The 16584-nt window shown below is 57.5% G+C and carries 20 protein-coding genes; 9 read left to right on the forward strand and 11 right to left on the reverse strand.

From position 1 onward, the window contains the following. Positions 1 to 81 precede the first annotated feature (81 nt). Positions 82 to 1032, reverse strand: coding sequence for a polyprenyl synthetase family protein (locus J8G15_RS20190; RefSeq protein WP_210544628.1), 951 nt, complete (start codon positions 1030 to 1032; stop codon positions 82 to 84). A gap of 180 nt (positions 1033 to 1212) precedes the next feature. On the opposite strand from J8G15_RS20190, the gene rplU reads away from it, so the two are divergent. The 4 genes from rplU to proB all read left to right on the forward strand — a co-directional run bounded on the left by rplU (position 1213) and on the right by proB (position 4137). Next, positions 1213 to 1524, forward strand: a complete 312-nt coding sequence (gene rplU, locus J8G15_RS20195; RefSeq protein ID WP_210544630.1) for a 50S ribosomal protein L21 — start codon at positions 1213 to 1215, stop codon at positions 1522 to 1524. Between the two features lie 12 nt (positions 1525 to 1536). Beyond that, a complete protein-coding gene (gene rpmA, locus J8G15_RS20200) occupies positions 1537 to 1794 on the forward strand; it encodes a 50S ribosomal protein L27 (protein ID WP_210544632.1) in 258 nt (85 codons plus the stop codon). Positions 1795 to 1862: 68 nt separating this feature from the next. Beyond that, positions 1863 to 2930, forward strand: a complete 1068-nt coding sequence (gene cgtA / locus J8G15_RS20205; RefSeq protein ID WP_210544634.1) for an Obg family GTPase CgtA — start codon at positions 1863 to 1865, stop codon at positions 2928 to 2930. Between the two features lie 70 nt (positions 2931 to 3000). Further along, positions 3001 to 4137, forward strand: coding sequence for a glutamate 5-kinase (gene proB, locus J8G15_RS20210; RefSeq protein WP_210544636.1), 1137 nt, complete (start codon positions 3001 to 3003; stop codon positions 4135 to 4137). Between the two features lie 16 nt (positions 4138 to 4153). On the opposite strand, the gene J8G15_RS20215 is transcribed toward proB, so the two are convergent. Then, positions 4154 to 4636 carry a CNP1-like family protein gene (locus J8G15_RS20215; protein ID WP_210544638.1) on the reverse strand — a complete coding sequence of 161 codons (483 nt, stop codon included), beginning with the start codon at positions 4634 to 4636 and terminating at the stop codon, positions 4154 to 4156. After that, positions 4617 to 5270 (reverse strand): RNA pyrophosphohydrolase, encoded by a 654-nt coding sequence (locus J8G15_RS20220; RefSeq protein ID WP_210544640.1) that lies wholly within the window; start codon positions 5268 to 5270, stop codon positions 4617 to 4619. The genes J8G15_RS20215 and J8G15_RS20220 overlap by 20 nt, the downstream gene beginning before the upstream one ends. 92 nt (positions 5271 to 5362) lie before the next feature. On the opposite strand from J8G15_RS20220, the gene J8G15_RS20225 reads away from it, so the two are divergent. Next, positions 5363 to 7105, forward strand: a complete 1743-nt coding sequence (locus J8G15_RS20225) for a proline--tRNA ligase (protein WP_210544642.1) — start codon at positions 5363 to 5365, stop codon at positions 7103 to 7105. 17 nt (positions 7106 to 7122) lie between these two features. Continuing rightward, positions 7123 to 7740 carry a lytic transglycosylase domain-containing protein gene (locus J8G15_RS20230; protein ID WP_210544644.1) on the forward strand — a complete coding sequence of 206 codons (618 nt, stop codon included), beginning with the start codon at positions 7123 to 7125 and terminating at the stop codon, positions 7738 to 7740. Here the strand turns inward: J8G15_RS20230 and J8G15_RS20235 are convergent. After that, positions 7730 to 8722: an AAA family ATPase gene (locus tag J8G15_RS20235; RefSeq protein WP_210544646.1), complete on the reverse strand. Its 993-nt coding sequence runs from the start codon at positions 8720 to 8722 to the stop codon at positions 7730 to 7732. The two genes, J8G15_RS20230 and J8G15_RS20235, sit on opposite strands and share 11 nt — an antisense overlap. A 187-nt stretch (positions 8723 to 8909) precedes the next feature. After that, on the reverse strand, positions 8910 to 9233 hold the full coding sequence (grxD, locus tag J8G15_RS20240; protein WP_210544648.1) for a Grx4 family monothiol glutaredoxin: 324 nt from the start codon (positions 9231 to 9233) through the stop codon (positions 8910 to 8912). Between the two features lie 249 nt (positions 9234 to 9482). On the opposite strand from grxD, the gene J8G15_RS20245 reads away from it, so the two are divergent. Continuing rightward, entirely contained in the window at positions 9483 to 9959 is a 477-nt protein-coding gene (locus tag J8G15_RS20245) for a peptidylprolyl isomerase (RefSeq protein WP_210544649.1), read from the forward strand. Positions 9960 to 9981: 22 nt separating this feature from the next. On the opposite strand, the gene leuE is transcribed toward J8G15_RS20245, so the two are convergent. From leuE to J8G15_RS20265, 4 genes are all read right to left on the reverse strand, one after another. Beyond that, positions 9982 to 10638: a leucine efflux protein LeuE gene (gene leuE / locus J8G15_RS20250; RefSeq protein ID WP_210544652.1), complete on the reverse strand. Its 657-nt coding sequence runs from the start codon at positions 10636 to 10638 to the stop codon at positions 9982 to 9984. Positions 10639 to 10778: 140 nt separating this feature from the next. Further along, positions 10779 to 11864 carry an alkene reductase gene (locus tag J8G15_RS20255; protein WP_210544654.1) on the reverse strand — a complete coding sequence of 362 codons (1086 nt, stop codon included), beginning with the start codon at positions 11862 to 11864 and terminating at the stop codon, positions 10779 to 10781. A 150-nt stretch (positions 11865 to 12014) separates the two neighbouring features. After that, positions 12015 to 12857, reverse strand: coding sequence for a DMT family transporter (locus J8G15_RS20260; protein ID WP_210544655.1), 843 nt, complete (start codon positions 12855 to 12857; stop codon positions 12015 to 12017). Positions 12858 to 12861: 4 nt separating this feature from the next. Beyond that, the gene (locus J8G15_RS20265; RefSeq protein ID WP_210544657.1) at positions 12862 to 13410 is read right to left on the reverse strand and encodes a peroxiredoxin-like family protein; all 549 of its coding nucleotides are present in this window, start codon (positions 13408 to 13410) and stop codon (positions 12862 to 12864) included. Between the two features lie 165 nt (positions 13411 to 13575). Here J8G15_RS20265 and J8G15_RS20270 point away from each other — a divergent pair, with 165 nt between their 5' ends. Continuing rightward, complete coding sequence (locus tag J8G15_RS20270) at positions 13576 to 14415, forward strand: AraC family transcriptional regulator (RefSeq protein ID WP_210544659.1); 840 nt, start codon at positions 13576 to 13578, stop codon at positions 14413 to 14415. An 84-nt stretch (positions 14416 to 14499) separates the two neighbouring features. Continuing rightward, entirely contained in the window at positions 14500 to 14955 is a 456-nt protein-coding gene (locus J8G15_RS20275) for an SH3 domain-containing protein (protein ID WP_210544661.1), read from the forward strand. Between the two features lie 23 nt (positions 14956 to 14978). Here J8G15_RS20275 and J8G15_RS20280 read toward each other — a convergent pair whose 3' ends face one another. Further along, positions 14979 to 15572 carry a DUF502 domain-containing protein gene (locus tag J8G15_RS20280; protein WP_210544664.1) on the reverse strand — a complete coding sequence of 198 codons (594 nt, stop codon included), beginning with the start codon at positions 15570 to 15572 and terminating at the stop codon, positions 14979 to 14981. Between the two features lie 101 nt (positions 15573 to 15673). Further along, positions 15674 to 16531 carry a peptide chain release factor N(5)-glutamine methyltransferase gene (gene prmC, locus J8G15_RS20285; RefSeq protein ID WP_210544666.1) on the reverse strand — a complete coding sequence of 286 codons (858 nt, stop codon included), beginning with the start codon at positions 16529 to 16531 and terminating at the stop codon, positions 15674 to 15676. Positions 16532 to 16584 lie beyond the last annotated feature (53 nt).

A 16584-nucleotide genomic window follows, 5' to 3' on the forward strand; every position in this document is an offset into this window, starting at 1 on the left:
TATTTCGGTGACGAGGTCGGGGTGCTCAAATTCCTGGGCTACTTCTCATTCTGTCCCCTTTGGCAGCGCGGTGTCGGTTGATTAGGCCTGACGAGCTAACAGACCCGTCGCCAATTCGATCAAACAATCCGAGTAGGGAGTTTTAGGCAGGCGTTTGGCAGCCGAGACTGCGCGACTGGCTTCAGCGAGCGCTGCTTTTCGGGTCACCTCCAAGGCGCCGGTTTTTTTGACGATACGAGCGACCTCATCAAGCATAGCCGTGTCGCCTTTTTCAATGGCGCTTTTAACAATGAGACGCTCTGTTTCTGACCCGCGCTGCATGGCGGCTATTAACGGAAGTGTTGTTTTCCCTTCCCGCAAGTCGTCCCCAAGGTTTTTTCCCAGGAGTTCTGCATTTCCGGTGTAGTCAAGCACATCGTCGACGACCTGAAAGGCCGTGCCTAGAGCCTGTCCGTATTCTGCGCAGGCAGTTTCAATATCTGTTGATGCGCCAGCAAGGATTGCTCCAACCCGTGCGCTGGCTTCAAATAGCTTGGCCGTTTTTGAACGAATAACCTGAAGATATGCACTTTCATCCAATTCCGCGTTGTGCATATTCATCAGTTGCATCACTTCTCCTTCTGCAATGACGTTTGTGGCGTCAGCAAGCACCGCCATAATGCGCATGTCTTGCGCGTCGACCATCATCTGGAAAGCACGAGAATACAGAAAGTCGCCGACGAGCACGCTGGCGGGATTGCCAAAGGTTTCATTGGCAGTGGCATTGCCCCGGCGCATGGCGGAGTCGTCAACTACGTCGTCATGCAGCAGCGTCGCCGTATGGATGAACTCCACAACGGCAGCCATGTTGAATCGTTGGGGTCCTGTGTAACCCAATGCCCCGCAAGTCAGCAGCAGCAACGCCGGTCGCAAGCGCTTCCCACCGGCTGCGATGATGTATTTCGACACTTGGCCCACCAAAGGAACGCTGGAGTCAAGTCGGTTGGCAATAACCAGGTCAACCTCGCGCATGTCTTGCGCAATGATTGACATCAAAGTGGGTGGGGTGGGTATAGTTGCTTGCAAAACGTTGGCCAGTTATATCCGTGCATTATAGAAAACCGCCATTGCTTAGCGCCAGTGGGCTGGCTCCGGGTTGATTGGGATTTTACGTTGCGCTATAATGACTGGCTCTGCGAAAATTCGTTCCAGAGCTAAATTGAAGAGGTCATAATGTACGCGGTCATAAAAACCGGTGGCAAGCAATATCGGGTTGCTGCTGGCGAAAAAATTAAAGTAGAACAGATTGCTGCGGACGTGGGCCAAGAGATTGTGTTCGATCAGGTTTTGGCAGTCGGAAACGGCGCAGAAATCAAGATCGGTACACCCTTGGTGTCCGGCGCAACCGTGAGTGTCACTGTTGTGGCTCACGGCAAACACGACAAGGTCAGCATTTTTAAAATGCGCCGTCGTAAGCATTACCAGAAACGTCAAGGGCATCGCCAGCAGTTCACTGAACTGCTGATCGGCGCTATTGCCGCTTAAAGGACAAGGGTCATGGCACAGAAAAAAGGCGGCGGCTCTACGCGAAACGGGCGCGATTCCAAGCCCAAGATGCTCGGTGTGAAGAAGTTCGGTGGCGAATTGATTAGCGCTGGCGCAATCATTGTTCGTCAACGGGGTACTAAATTCCACCCTGGCGCCAATGTCGGAATCGGCAAAGATCACACTCTGTTTGCATTGGTTGAAGGCCACGTGTCTTTCGCCACAAAAGGCGCATTGAACAAGCAGACGGTGAACGTTATCTCGGCTTAAGTCGCTGGTAACTCCGTATCAAGACCCTGCGCGCTGCGCGGGGTTTTTCGTTTATAAAGTCTGAAATCATGAAATTCGTTGACGAAGCCTATATTGAAATCTCTGCGGGAGACGGCGGGGCTGGCTGCGTCTCGTTTCGCCATGAAAAGTACAAGGAATTTGGTGGTCCCAACGGGGGAGATGGTGGGCGTGGCGGACATGTATTTGCCGTTGCCGATTCGAATTTAAATACGTTGGTCGATTTTCGATTCTCTCGCCGTCATGATGCCAAGCGCGGGCAACATGGTATGGGGTCCGACATGTTCGGCGCAGCCGGCGAAGACATCACTCTGAAAATGCCAGTTGGCACCATCATTTCAGACTCCGAAACCGGTGAGGTATTGTTTGAGTTGCTAACCCACGGTGACGTCATCACCATTGCCAAGGGTGGGGATGGCGGCTTTGGAAACATGCGGTTTAAGAGCGCAATTAACCGTGCGCCGCGTCAGAAAACGCCTGGCTGGCCAGGTGACAAGCGCAGTTTGAAGTTGGAGCTTAAGGTTTTAGCGGACGTGGGCTTGCTGGGGATGCCTAATGCAGGCAAATCAACCCTCATTTCAGCTGTATCCAACGCCCGCCCGCGTATCGCCGATTATCCATTCACGACGCTGCATCCAAACCTGGGTGTTGTTCGCGTGGGTCCAGAGCAAAGTTTCGTGGTGGCCGACTTGCCTGGCCTGATTGAGGGCGCCTCGGATGGCGCTGGCCTGGGGCATTTGTTCCTGAGGCATCTGAAGCGCACCAGACTCTTATTGCATGTAGTGGATATGGCTCCGTTTGATGAAGGCGTGGACACGGTCGCCCAGGCAAAAGCCATTGTGAATGAGCTCAAAAAGTACGATGCCGAGTTGTATGAAAAGCCACGCTGGTTGGTTCTGAACAAGCTGGACATGATCCCCTTGGAGGAGCGTGCCGCGTTGGTCAAGGACTTTGTGAAGCGTTTCAAATTCAAGGGTCCGGTTTTTGAAATTTCCGGTCTGACCCGGGAAGGTTGTGAACCGCTGATCAAAACAATTTACCAACATGTCAATGCGCAGCAATTGGCCGAACAGGCCCCAGTTGTGGTTGACCCGCGTTTTCCGTCAACTGCTGAGTAATTGATCCGCGAACGCGTTGCTATTAAAGTAGTAGCGATGTTCGCCATATAGGTTTGAGCTGTACCCTGTTATGACCCTAAAAACCTCCTCGCCCGCCCTGCGTGATGCCCGGCGTATCGTTGTCAAAGTCGGTTCAAGCCTGGTGACCAATGAGGGCCGGGGCTTGGACGACGCGGCCATTGGTGAATGGTGCCGTCAGATGGCGCTTCTGGTCCAGGATGGACGTCAGGTCATCATGGTTTCCAGCGGTGCGATTGCTGAGGGCATGAAGCGTTTGGGGTGGGCGAAGCGACCCCACGCCATCCATGAACTACAGGCGGCGGCGGCCGTGGGGCAAATGGGACTGGCTCACGCGTATGAGACCAAGTTGCGTGAGAACAATCTGAAGAGTGCTCAAGTACTGCTAACGCATGCCGATTTAACTGATCGTGAGCGCTATTTGAACGCGCGGTCAACGTTATTGACGCTGTTGAAGCATGGCGTCGTGCCGGTGATCAATGAGAACGATACCGTTGTCAATGACGAAATCAAATTCGGCGACAACGATACCTTGGGTGCGTTGGTGGCCAACTTGGTCGAGGCGGACGCCTTGATCATTCTTACGGATCAAAAAGGACTTTACTCGGCCGATCCGAGAAAAGATCCATTTGCGCAGTTTGTTCATGAGGCCAAGGCTGGCGATCCGGCTTTGGAAATGATGGCTGGGGGCGCGGGATCCAGCATTGGGCGCGGTGGCATGCTCACCAAAATATTGGCTGCAAAACGTGCTGCCGGGTCTGGTGCCTCCACAGTGATTGCTTGGGGTCGTGAGCCGGACGTGCTGATGCGGTTGGTTCAAAGGGAATCCATCGGAACTTTGTTGGTTGCCCAAACCAGGAAGTCTCAAGCCCGCAAACAATGGATATCTGATCACCTGCAGCTTCGCGGTGCGGTCACTGTCGACGCGGGCGCGGCGACCAAGGTCCGCAGCGAAGGAAAAAGCCTGCTCCCCATCGGCATGACCGCTGTCTTTGGTGATTTCTCGCGTGGAGATGTGATTGCGGTGCGTAACGACGCCGGCGTGGAAATGGCGCGGGGGCTCGCCAATTACGCAAGTTCCGAGGCCCGCCTGCTGTGCCGCAAACCGTCAAGCGACTTCGAGAAGTTGCTGGGCTACACCGCCGAGCCGGAAATGGTGCACCGCGACAACATGGTGGTGACCCGGTAGAACCTGTCTCAGGTGATTATTTTCTCAGAGCCCTCACTATATCGGTCACTGAGAGCCCAGTGGATGTTGCCCCTTCGCAAACGCCTTGTCGCGCCAATACTAGGGCATGTTTGGATGGTTGTTTGCCCGCTAGGTCCAACCACTCGGGTCGTTTGAGGGTGTCCCACTCACCGCTAGAGTTGAATCTGGCGTAGGTTTTCACCTCGCCTGTGGCGCATCGAATTCCCTCGTACATGGCTGCCATGGAGCCGCTGGAATTGGTGGCGACAACCACATAGCGAACAATGCCATCCGAGGTGATTGTCAGGGTCTGAGGATCAACCCCAAACTTCAAACTCACATAGTTCGGCATGTTCAGCGGAATTAGATTCTTCTGAGTAAAAGAGGGAGGCGAAGGGGCTTCGCTCTCTTTCCAGTCTGGGTCCAGTGCCACGATTTGGGCGAATGCAACCCCAGTAAACAGTGATAAAAGTAATATGCTAAGTTTTTTGGACGCCATGATGCGTACTCTCCGATGAAGCCGCGTCAATGGCAGTCTGTGGGTCGGGCTCGAAGCTTGCGCCAGGCGGAAGTTCCATATTTGCACCCGGCACCTGCTCCTCCACAAACGTGGGGTCGTGAGGGCGCATTCCCTGGCGCAGGAAACGATTCCGATGGTCAGCGCGAGGCAAGTAGCGGGCGAGCTCTGTGAGCGCCATTTCGTAAACGCCCCGTTTGAACTCTACAACCGCATCCAGCGGCACCCAGTAGTCGTTCCATCGCCAGGCGTCAAACTCAGGATGGTCGGTGGCACGTAGGTCTAAATCCCAGTCATGACCAACCAATTGAAGCAAGAACCAGATTTGTTTCTGGCCTTTGTAGAATCCGCGAGCATCGCGGCGGATGAATCTGTCCGGCACCTCGTAGCGCAACCAATCTCGGGTTCGGGCCACAATGCGAACGTGCTCACGGAAGAGGCCCACTTCTTCGCGTAATTCGCGAATCATGGCCTGTTCTGGCGTCTCCCCCCGATCAATGCCACCTTGTGGAAATTGCCAAGAGTGTGTTCGAATGCGCTTGCCCCAGAACACTTGATTTTTCTGGTTGAGCAGGATGATGCCGACGTTGGGCCTAAAGCCGTCACGGTCAAGCATAATCAAACCCCAATTTTTAAACTGTTGCCATTATGCACAGCACTTGCTGCGCTTCAAGGGCGACAGCCCTCAGTTATTCCCGGATTCCCCCCATGAAAGCCTCCCAATTCTTTATCTCAACCCTCAAAGAAGCACCTGCTGATGCCGAGGTCGTGAGCCACAAGCTGATGACCCGCGCCGGCATGATCAAGAAACTGGGTGCCGGTGTTTACAGCCTGATGCCCATGGGCCTGCGCGTGGTTCGCAAAGTTGAGGCGATTGTTCGTGAAGAAATGAACCGGGCCGGCGCAGTTGAGTTGAACATGCCAGTTGTGCAGCCTGCAGAGCTTTGGCAGGAGACCGGGCGCTTCGAGAAAATGGGGCCTGAGCTACTGCGCATCAAGGATCGCCATGATCGTGATTTTGTAATTCAACCCACCAGTGAAGAGGTGGTGACGGATATTGTTCGGCAGGAGATCAAAAGCTACAAACAGCTGCCGAAAAATTTCTACCAAATTCAAACCAAATTCCGTGACGAACGTCGTCCCCGGTTTGGCTTGATGCGGGGACGTGAGTTCATCATGAAAGACGCTTACAGCTTTGACCGCGACCCCGTGTCAGCCAAGGCCAGCTACCAAGTCATGGCGCAGGCTTACCGTCGGATTTTTGACCGCTTTGGACTGACCTACCGTGCCGTTGCCGCGGACAGCGGTGCCATTGGCGGAGATTTGAGCGAAGAGTTTCAGGTCATTGCCGCGACCGGCGAAGATGCCATTGTTTACTGCACCGACAGCGAATACGCCGCCAATATGGAGAAGGCGGAATCACTGGCGCCCGCAGGCGCGCGGCCAGCACCGACGCGGGGTATGGATAAAACATCAACACCAGGCACGAGCACCTGTGTAGCTGTTGCTGAATTTTTGAACGTGCCATTGACCACGACCGTCAAATCACTCGTTCTGGCCACCGATACGCTGGATGCACAAGGCGCAGTCGTCAAGTCACAAGTGTGGTTGCTGCTCTTGCGTGGCGATCACGACATGAATGAAGTCAAGGTCGGGAAGCTGCCCGGTTTGGCGGGATTCCGTTTCGCCACGCTGACTGAAATTGAAGACCGCTTCGGTGGCAAGCCTGGCTACCTCGGCCCTATTGGATTGAAACAGTCGGTCAACTTGGTGGTTGATCGTGACGTGGCCGTGATGGGTGATTGGATTTGTGGGGCCAACGAGCCCGACTTCCACATGACGGGGGTCAACTGGGGACGTGACTTGCCAGAACCGACGCTGGTGTCTGACTTGCGCAATGTGGTGGCGGGCGATGCGTCGCCCGACGGTCAAGGTGTGCTGGCCATTGAGCGCGGCATCGAGGTGGGGCACGTGTTCTATTTGGGTACCAAGTACAGCGAGGCCATGAAGGCGACCTTTTTGGATGTCAATGGCAAGCCTCAGTTCATGGAAATGGGTTGCTACGGCATCGGCATCACCCGTTTGCCAGCCGCTGCCATTGAGCAAAATCACGACGAGCGCGGCATCATCTGGCCTGATGCGCTGGCGCCATTCACGGTCGTGCTTTGCCCGATTGGCGCCGATCGGTTTCCCGACGTCAAGGCGGCCGTTGAACAGTTGTACGGCGACTTGCTGGCCGCCGGCGTGGACGTGATTCTGGATGACCGGGGCGAGCGTCCTGGTGCCATGTTTGCGGATTGGGAGTTGATTGGTGTGCCGCACCGGGTCACCGTGGGTGACCGGGGCCTGAAAGAAGGCATGGTGGAGTACCAACACCGTCGCGATGCGGAATCAACCCAGGTTCCCGTGGCTGACATTGCCGCCTTGATTCAATCCCGGCTGAAGATTTGAAGGGGTTGACACCAGGAATGTTGACTCGAAGATCAGTCATCACCTCGTTGGCGGGCGGCTTGGGGCTGCTTTCCATTCCCGAGTCGGCGCAAGCCGGTGGGCAGTTGGAGGAGCCGCTGGTGGACTCGGTGCGCACCGCCTTGAGCTCCGCCATTGCCAACCAGGCCCCGCCTGTGCCTGAATTTCCGGACACGGGGTCCCGGCTCGAATTTCTGCGCTGGCAAGGCGCAATGAGTGACCGTTTACGCACCAAAAAGCCCGACTGGCGCGCCCGCCAGGAGTTTCTTCAAACCATTTGGTATGAAAGCCGTCGTGCCGGGCTGGACACCGCCATGGTGATGGGCTTGGTTCAGGTAGAGAGTAATTTCCGCAAATTTGCGATCTCCAGTGTCGGCGCGCGGGGCTATATGCAGATCATGCCGTTCTGGACCCGCGTGTTGGCGGATGGTGACGCGGGCAAGTTGTTTCACATGCAGACCAACCTTCGCTTTGGCTGCGTCATATTGCGTCACTACCTGGACCGGGAAAACGGCAACCTCTTTATGGCGCTGGGGCGCTACAACGGCTCTCGCGGCAAGTCGCCCTACCCAAATGCTGTGTTCGGCGCCCAGCGCCGTTGGGAATTCACTGCATAAAGCCAAGCTGCCCCTTCTTTTGGGTGGATTTGGGCAGATCAATGAACGAGATGGTGTCACGGCGGGCCAACTGGGCATTGCCAAAGCCAGTCATCAGGGCGCGGCGCATGTCACGGGGAGCCATGTCGCCCAATTGATCCAGCACGTCGTCACTGGGCTCTGGTGAAAATTTCTCGCCCCAGCCGTGGTCGCTGCGAATGGACTTGTACGGGCTGCGGGCGATTTGGCGGGCCGCTTCCGGAGAGGGAGGCTCGACCGTGAAGACATTCATGCGGTTCAAAATTGGGTCGGGAATGCATCGCTCGTCATTGGCGGTGGTGATCCAGATGACCTGACTGGCATCAATCGGGATTTCGGCAAATTCGTCCGTGAGGCTGCCGGCGGTGTCATGTTCAAGCAAACCATACAGCGCGCCCAAGGGGTCGTATTGGGCATGGCAACTGGCCTTGTCAATCTCATCCACGATCACGGGGTTCGCGTATTCGCCATCGATCAGTGCTTCAAACACCTTGCCCGGCTTGGCGCCTTTCCATTGAGAGGATGACCCTGACAACAGCCAGCCGGCTGTCATTGAGCTCATGGGCAACAAACTCATGCCGGTTCCCAGCAAGTTGGCCAGCTTGCGAGCGAAATGCGTTTTTCCGATGCCGGGTGGGCCCAGCAGGAGGATGGGGGTGACTTCCAGCCCGTCGTGGCTGTCCTGGGGCAGTGCCACGTGACGCTTCACGTCGTCCAGCACATCGGTAAAGTTGGGCAGCATCTCGTACAACGCAGCCATGTCAGGAATGCCTGAGGGGTTGACCTGAAACCGTTGGGGGCCACGTTCGAGCATGCGCTGGTAAGTGGCGCGAAGCGCGTCGTGCTCGTAGTCCCGCAACTTGACCAGTTTGCGTTCAACCTCCTCCGGTTGAAACACGCGGCGCAATTGAGCCAGTGGGAGGTGAAATGGCGAGGGCTGGGAAACCAGACTGCGAGATTCCATGATGGACTCCTGAGTAGTAACGACCAAGCGACATGCGCGAGATCATTGAAACACAAGATGCCAGCTACTCCATGGAGAGAAAAGCCGCGGGTTTCAGGGGCAATTCGAGACGACGTAAAAAAACCACCTTGCGGTGGTTTCTGGCAGGCGGACGGCGAGGCGCCGTCAGGCCCAGGCAATAGACGAATTAAGCTTGGTTTCCCAGGGCTTGTTGCAGTTCGCCGTTTTCGTACATTTCCATCATGATGTCCGAGCCACCAATGAACTCACCCTTGACGTAGAGCTGGGGGATGGTGGGCCAGTTGCTGAATTCCTTGATGCCGGTGCGAACTTCATCGTCTTCCAGCACGTTGACGGTTTTGATGGCTTTGGCATCCACACCGCAGGCCTTCAAGACCTGAATGGCGCGTCCGGAAAATCCGCACTGGGGAAAACTGGCATTTCCCTTCATGAAAAGAACCACGTCGTTGGATTTGACCAGTTCGGCAATGCGCTGTTGGGTGTCGCTCATGTTGAATATCCTTGGTTAGAAATGGCGTAATTATTTCATCTTCGCCGAAGTGGGGCGCAGCGCGACCCTTTGTTGAGCAGGGTTGGCTCGATTTTGCTAATGAATAGATAGCTTCACGCGCTCATTTATCAAGGACTGGCGGCACTTATTTCATAAAGTTTTGACGGCGATCGCCATTGGAGTCAGCGTTGGGTGCCAGTGGGGCCCATGGGCGAAGCACCGATAATGGAGCCTCAACGGAGAGTATTCATGAAGATTGAAAAAAACACGGCAGTCATACTGCGCTACAAATTAGCCGAGACCACAGGAAAACTGCTTGAAGAAAGCAAAACTCCCATGGTTTACCTGCATGGCGGTTACGACAACACCTTCCCCAAGCTGGAAGCCGCCCTTGAGGGCCAGGAAAAAGGTTTTCAGACCACCCTGGATCTTCAGCCTGAAGATGCTTTTGGTGCGCATGACGAGAGCCTGGTTCAAACGATTCCCAAAGCCCAGTTTCCGGCCGGCGTCAAAGTGGGCGGTCAGTTGCAAGGGGTGGGCGAAGATGGCCATGCCCAAACCTTCACCGTGATGAAAATCAAGGGTGACACGGTCATGCTGGATGGCAACCACCCGCTCGCCGGCAAAGCCCTGCGAATCAGTGTCACCGTGTCAGATGTGCGGGCGGCTTCAAAAGAAGAAATTGCACACCGCCACGTGCATGGTGAGCACGGTCATCACCATTGAGATGTGACTTCAGGCGTGGGGCCTAGTGCAGCGTGGCTGTGGCCAGTTTGCTGCCAAACCAGATGAACAGGCCACCCACGCCGCCCGACAGGGTAGCGCTCAGGCGCTTGCGGGCCCGAAAGGCCTGTGCCAACCGGGTGCCCAGGAAAATCAGGGCAGACAGATAAATGCCGCTGAACACCATGATGATCGCGCTCAGGATCAAAAATGGCACGGCCGGCCTGGCGTAGCTTGGGTCGATGAACTGCACAAAAAACGACAGCAGAAACAAAATTGCCTTTGGGTTGAGCAGGCTGATGACCAAGGCCCGCTTGAATGGGTGTTGCAGGTTGGCGGCGCTTTCACGAGGCACCTCTGTCGCCAGTTCAGGGCTGCGGGCTTTTTGAATGGCACCCCAGATCAAGTTCAGCCCCACCCACGCGAGGTAGGCAGCGCCCGCATACTTCACCCCAATAAACAAGTCAGGGTAGGTGCGGAGCAGGCTGGCTGCGCCCAGTGCCGTCAGCAGCAGCAAGATGGTGTCGCCCACAAACACCCCCATCGCCCCTTGGTAGCCGGCTTTGACGCCGCGTGCGGCCGCCACGGAGAGCACATAAATGGAATTTGGCCCGGGCAACAAAATGATGCCAATCGCTCCAATGACGTAAGTCCAAATGTCGGTGACGCCGTAGAAACTCATGCGTGGCTCCCGGTGATGGAGCTGTAGAGGGTTGGAAAGGCGGGCGCCTTAAGGTGTTTGAAATGAGTCATGTTGTCTGAAAGGGTGGGCCATGGGACGGCAGACCTCTCTTGATGTTTATTGAGCGACGTCAGCGCAAGCTAGCTGGAGGGCGTCGTGGCGGGGTAGTCAATGTAACCGCTTGGACCTGGCGTGTAGAACGTATTGGCGTCGGGGGCATTGAGTGGCGCGCCAGACTGCCACCGAGCCGGGAGGTCCGGGTTGGCCAAAAAGGGCCGGCCCACGGCGATCAAGTCGGCCTTGTGCGCCATTAAGTCAGCGTCTGCCCGGGCCACGTCATAGCCGCCGCTGAGAATCAGGTTTCCTTTGAAGGTGCGGCGGAACATGTCTTTCATCGACTGTGGCACCTCTGGCGCCCCCATGGCAGCATGGTCAACCAGATGGATGTAGTTCAATGTTCGGTGAGCCAACTGCTGCGCGAGATAGGTGTAGTCCGCCTCCATGTCGTTATACAAAGGCATATCGTTGAAGACCCCAAAAGGGGACAGACGAATGCCGACCCTGTCTTTGCCGATGGCCACGATCACGGCTTCGACCGCCTCCAGCGCAAACCGTGCCCGGTGCTCAATGGAGCCGCCGTAGGCGTCCGTGCGTTGATTCGAGGTCGGGCGGAGGAATTGCTCCAGGATGTAGCCGTTGGCAGCGTGTAATTCGACGCCGTCGAAACCGGCTGCTAGTGCGTTGCTGGCCGCCTGTGCGAACTCGGCCACGGTCGCGTTGATGTCGGTCTGTGTCATTTCAACGGGCACAGGGTGGGGCTGGGGTCCCTTGGCATCGGTGTACATATCTCCCGTAGCTGCCAGCGGCGACGGCGCCAGTACTCGGGCACCTTCGGGCAGATTCAGGGGGTGGGCGATGCGCCCGCAGTGCATCAGTTGCATGAAGATCCGACCGCCCTTGTTATGAACCGCTTGAGCGACCGGGCGCCAGCCGTTGATCTGCGCGGGTGAAAAAACGCCTGGAATGCGGGGGTAACCCAGTCCATTGGGAGATGGTGAGGTGCCTTCGGTGATGATCAGCCCCGCCGAGGCCCTTTGCGCGTAGTACTGAACCATCAACTCATTTGGAACGTTGCCAGTGGCGCGATTGCGCGTCATCGGCGACATGACCAAATGATTTTGAAGTGGCAGTGGGCCCAGAGTGGTGGGGGCAAACAAAAGCGACATGACATCCTCTCGGTGAGTCTCACAACGTAGCCAAGGCTGCAGGAAGCCGGGTGATGTGAATTGGCTTATTTAGCCTGCCAGTATGGATGCACCCTTTGCGAAATGACAAGACAGGGGCATTGACCCCTTCATCCACGCATTTTTGGGGCCTCAGTTGGGCCGTCGGCCCACGATCACCAATGCCACACCGCCAAGAATGGCGAGGGAGCTCGCAATCAAGCGCAAAGTGAGGGGTTCATTCAGGAAGAGGGCGCCGCCGAGAGCCGCAATCACCGGCACGCTGAGTTGCACGGTGGCGGCACTGGTGGCGGGCAGGCCGCGTACGGCGGTGTACCAGACGGCGTAACCCAGGCCAGAGGTCAACGCGCCCGAGATCACGGCGTAGGCCAGACCCGTGTTGTCAAAATTGGCTTGGGACAAAGTGAGGGCACTGAGAGCCAGCGTCAATACCGACGCGCGTTGAAAGTTGCCACTGGTGGTTTGGGTGGCATCGCCAGCGCCTTTGCCGCGCAGGGAGTAAACCCCCCACGCCACGCCGGCGGCCATCATCAACAAGGCGCCACCCAGTGGCGGAGCAGACAGACCGGGCAACAGCAAGGCGATCAATCCAACACAAGCGGCCAGCAAGCCGAGCGTCTGGCGTGGCGCCAAACGTTCGCCTTGCCACAGGCCGTAGCCAATCATGGTGGCCTGAACTGCCCCAAACAGCAACAAGGCGCCCGCCGCCGTGGGCAGGCTCACATAGGCCCATGAGAACGCCGCAGCGTAGGCAAACAGGGCCAGGGCAGAAGGCCAGTTGCCTGCGGGCGCCGTGTGGCCGTCTCTGACCCGAACCAACAGCCACAACACGGCCGCGCCCGAGACCAGGCGCACCGAGGTGAAGGTGGCCGGGTCAATGCCCGTGTGTTTGAGCGCTAACCGGCACAACACTGAGTTGCCGGAAAACGCCAGCATCGCCAGGGCGGTCAGCAATAAAACACGGGCAGGGCGCATGGGCTCAGACCTCGCCGGTGTACTCGCCGCGGGCGGGGTAGTCTTTGGCGATGGCGAAATCAACCGCGCCCAGCAAGTCCTGGAACGGTGGACGTGCGAACGGCATGGTTTGAACCGCGCCGTAATACAGCGTGCCGTCTGGGCGAATCAAAAATACACCGGGCTCGCTGAACAACGCTGGCTCTTCAATACCAATGGAGGTTTTGCCACGGCCGGCACTGATGTTCAGCCCCCACTCGCGGGCGGTTCGCAGGCTCATGCCGTAGCCAACTTTGACGCCGCTGACTTTGACCTTGTCGGCCATCAATTGAGCGCGGTCCAGTTCGTCGGCGCTCACAGCAACGAGGTTGACACCGCGCTGCGCGAACTCAGGGGCCAGGCGCTCCAACTCGAGCAGGTACTTGGCGCAAATGGGGCAATGCAGGCCGCGGTAGAAAACCAGCATGTCAAAGTGCGCGGCGGGGGCCGCACCCAGCACAAAACGCTCTCCATTGGTCAGGGCCACGTTCAGGGCAGGAACGGGGTAGCGGGGCATGAGGGTTTGAGTACGCATGGGGTAGTCTTTCAAAAAAGAGAGGGAGCCAGTATCGGCGGGCGGCGGGTGCGCGGGTTTAAACCCGTGACGCGCCGCCATCAGTCACTCTGCCAATGGCGGATGTGGTGATTGTGCGGTACGATTGGCTATGAAAAATACATTTAAGTTTGCAAATCGTTCAAAATGACCTCGGTTGCTCGTCGTTTGGACCGATTGTCTGCCTTGCTAAGTGGATTGGCCCCCCGGGTGGAGGTCGCGCGTCCTCAACCCTTGCAACCGGTGCTGAGTTGGGACGCTGTGGCTCAGCCGATGCTGCACTTGCATTTGATCATGGGTGGCTTGTTTGAGCTTGGTGTGGAGGGCGGCGCGGACCTGCCAGTGCAGGGGCCTGCCATCGTGTTGTGTCGGGGGGACATGCCTCACACCTTGTCGGCCTCGTCTGTACCTGCGTTTGAGGCCATGATTTGCGCACGTGCGACGCTCGATGGACCCGCGGCGGCGCTGTTGCTGGCCGAGTTTGCCCAGCCGATGGTGGTGTCGCTGGCTGAGGCCGACGCCTCCTTGCAGCAGGTGATTCAGTTGATAGCGGGTGAGTTGCTTGATCCGCGCTGTGGTCAACCCGCTTTGCTGGACCGCGCGGGTGACATTTTGTTCATCGGCATGCTGCGCCATCTGGTCGCCCACCCGCGCACCAGTCGGGGTTTGTTCAACGGCTTGGCCGATCCTCGCATCGCCGCCACACTGGTGGCCATGCACACCCAACCGCAACAGGCGTGGACGCTGGAGACGCTGGCCCACACCGCCGGCATGTCCCGCACCGCCTTTGCCACCCGGTTTCGTGAGCTGATGAACCAACCGCCGGGCAGGTATCTGGGGGTGTTGCGCTTGTCAATTGCCAGTCGCGCGGTGCGGGCCGGTTTGGGCCTGAAGCGGGCCGCACGCGAGTCCGGTTACGCCAGCGTGTCGGCCTTGTCACGGGCCTTGTCCCGCCCGACCCTGGATACATTTGAACGAATGAAATAAACTGTTGGCTATTGGGAAATCGGGGTGAACCCCGATTTCCCAGTGAATTTCTTATTTTATTTTTCAGAAAAGGAGCTTTGACGCATGTTTGGAGCCGTTACCGTACGCCAGTTAATAGTCGTTGCCAGTTTGGGTGTAGCGAGTTTGACCAGTGCATTTGCCGCAGAAATGGTCAGCATCAAGGGCTCGATTGTGAACATGAGGTCGGGCCCCAGCACCCGCACCGATGCGCTATGGGAACTTAAAAAAGGCTACCCCCTGAAAGTGCTCAAGCGCAAGGGAAGCTGGCTTCAGGTGCAAGATTTTGAGAACGACCGGGGCTGGGTATCGCGCAAGCTCACCAGCAAAACCCCGTACCACGTGGTCAAGTCCAATACGGTCAATATTCGCAGCGGCCCCAGCACCAAATACTCCATTGTGGGAAAAGCTGAGCGGGGTGATGTACTGCGCACCCGTGGCAAAAAATCAGGCTGGGTAAAAGTGCAGCCCAGCAGCGGCAAATCGGGCTGGGTGTCCGGAAAATTGGTTTGGGGTTGGTAAGCCACTCCCATTGACTTGGGGCCTCAGGGCGTATTAGAACGGCTGGAGGCCATCCAGGCGATCAGCGAAGAGCGCATGGCTTCTTCCACGGTCATGTCAATCGGCTCCGCCCAGCTGCGGGGCACAAACACCGTGTATCCCCCAATCATGTAGCCCATGGGCAGGTAAACGGCGACCTGGTCGTCGCGTGCCAGTCCTTTGGGCAAACCTATGAGGCTTTGGCGGGTGACCAGACCCACAATCGACAACTCTTGGTCAGGCACGCGCAGCACGACGACCTGTTGGCTGTCCTGGTCGTGCGGCGCGAAGAAGTCTGCAAAATTCTTGAGCGATGAATAAATGCTTTTCACCACCGGCAGGTTGGTGAAAGGCAGCTCAACCCACGACAACAGGCGAGCAGTGCCGCCTTGCGACATCAAAAATCCGACCCCCAAAATCACGCCCACCCCCAGCACAATGCCCATGCCGGGCAGGTAAACCTGGCCCACAAAAGGGCGAATTAGGGTCATGGCCAGCGATTCGGTCCACGCGATCAACAGGTAAAGCACATAGACCGTGAGGCCCAGAGGCAGCAGGGTGAACAGGCCACGGAAGAAATATTGAGACAGGTTTTTCATGAGGTAGGGGGCAAGTTCTGTGCGTCGGGCGGGTCAGCATAGCAGCCGCTGAACAATGGGCCGAGTTCAGGCGCTGAATGGCCGGCCGTTGGGTGATGTGGTCAGGTCTGGAGTAGTCCGCCGCTGCAGCGCTCAAGGCCGCCCAAGTCTTGGCGGGACTGAACCAGTTCGAATCCGGCGTCGTGCAATAACGCGCGCACGGCTAGGGCTTGGTCGTAGCCGTGCTCCAGCAAAAGCCAACCGCCGGGGAGCAGGTGGGCTGGGGCGTTGGCGATGAGGTGGCGCAAGTCGTCAAGCCCGTCAGCGCCGCTGGCCAGAGCCTGCAAGGGCTCATGGGTGAGGGCCGCCAAGTGCTCGTCTTCGGCCGCAATGTAGGGAGGGTTGGAGACGACGGCATGAAAACGCGGCGTGTCCGGCGCCAGCGCGGAAAACCAGGCGCCTTGGCTGAAAGACACGTTCAAACCCAGTCGTTGGGCATTGGCGTGGGCCACCTCTAGTGCGTCGATGCTGAAGTCGGTGGCATGAACGGTCAGCTCGGGTCGCGTCGCCTTGAGGGCGAGGGCAATGGCGCCGCTGCCTGTTCCCAGATCCAGCACACGGGGCGCGTAAGCGTTCTGGGGTGGCAACACCTCCAGCGCCCAGTCCACCAGTGTTTCGGTGTCGGGCCGGGGGTCCAGCACCCGCGCATCCACCAGCAAATCCAGGCCGAAAAACTCTTTGTGACCCGTGATGTAAGCCATCGGCTCGCCCTGGAGCCGCCGTTGCGCGGCTGTGGTGACGGATTGCAGAGCAGCTTCAGACACCTCTTCGGTGTCATGCACCATCAGCCAGGCGCGGTTGTGCAGGTCTTGTCCGAGTGCATGCAGCAACAACAATTGCGCGTCCAGGCGCGGCAGGCCTTGGGCTTGCAGGTCGGCCAGGGTGTGGGCGACGAGGGGCTTGGGGCAGGGGCTCGTCATGAGAGGAAGCTGCTATCAATAAAATAGCTGATTGCGCTCGATTGATCTGGGCT

Source organism: Rhodoferax sp. PAMC 29310, from assembly GCF_017948265.1.
Classification (GTDB): Bacteria; Pseudomonadota; Gammaproteobacteria; order Burkholderiales; family Burkholderiaceae_C; genus Rhodoferax.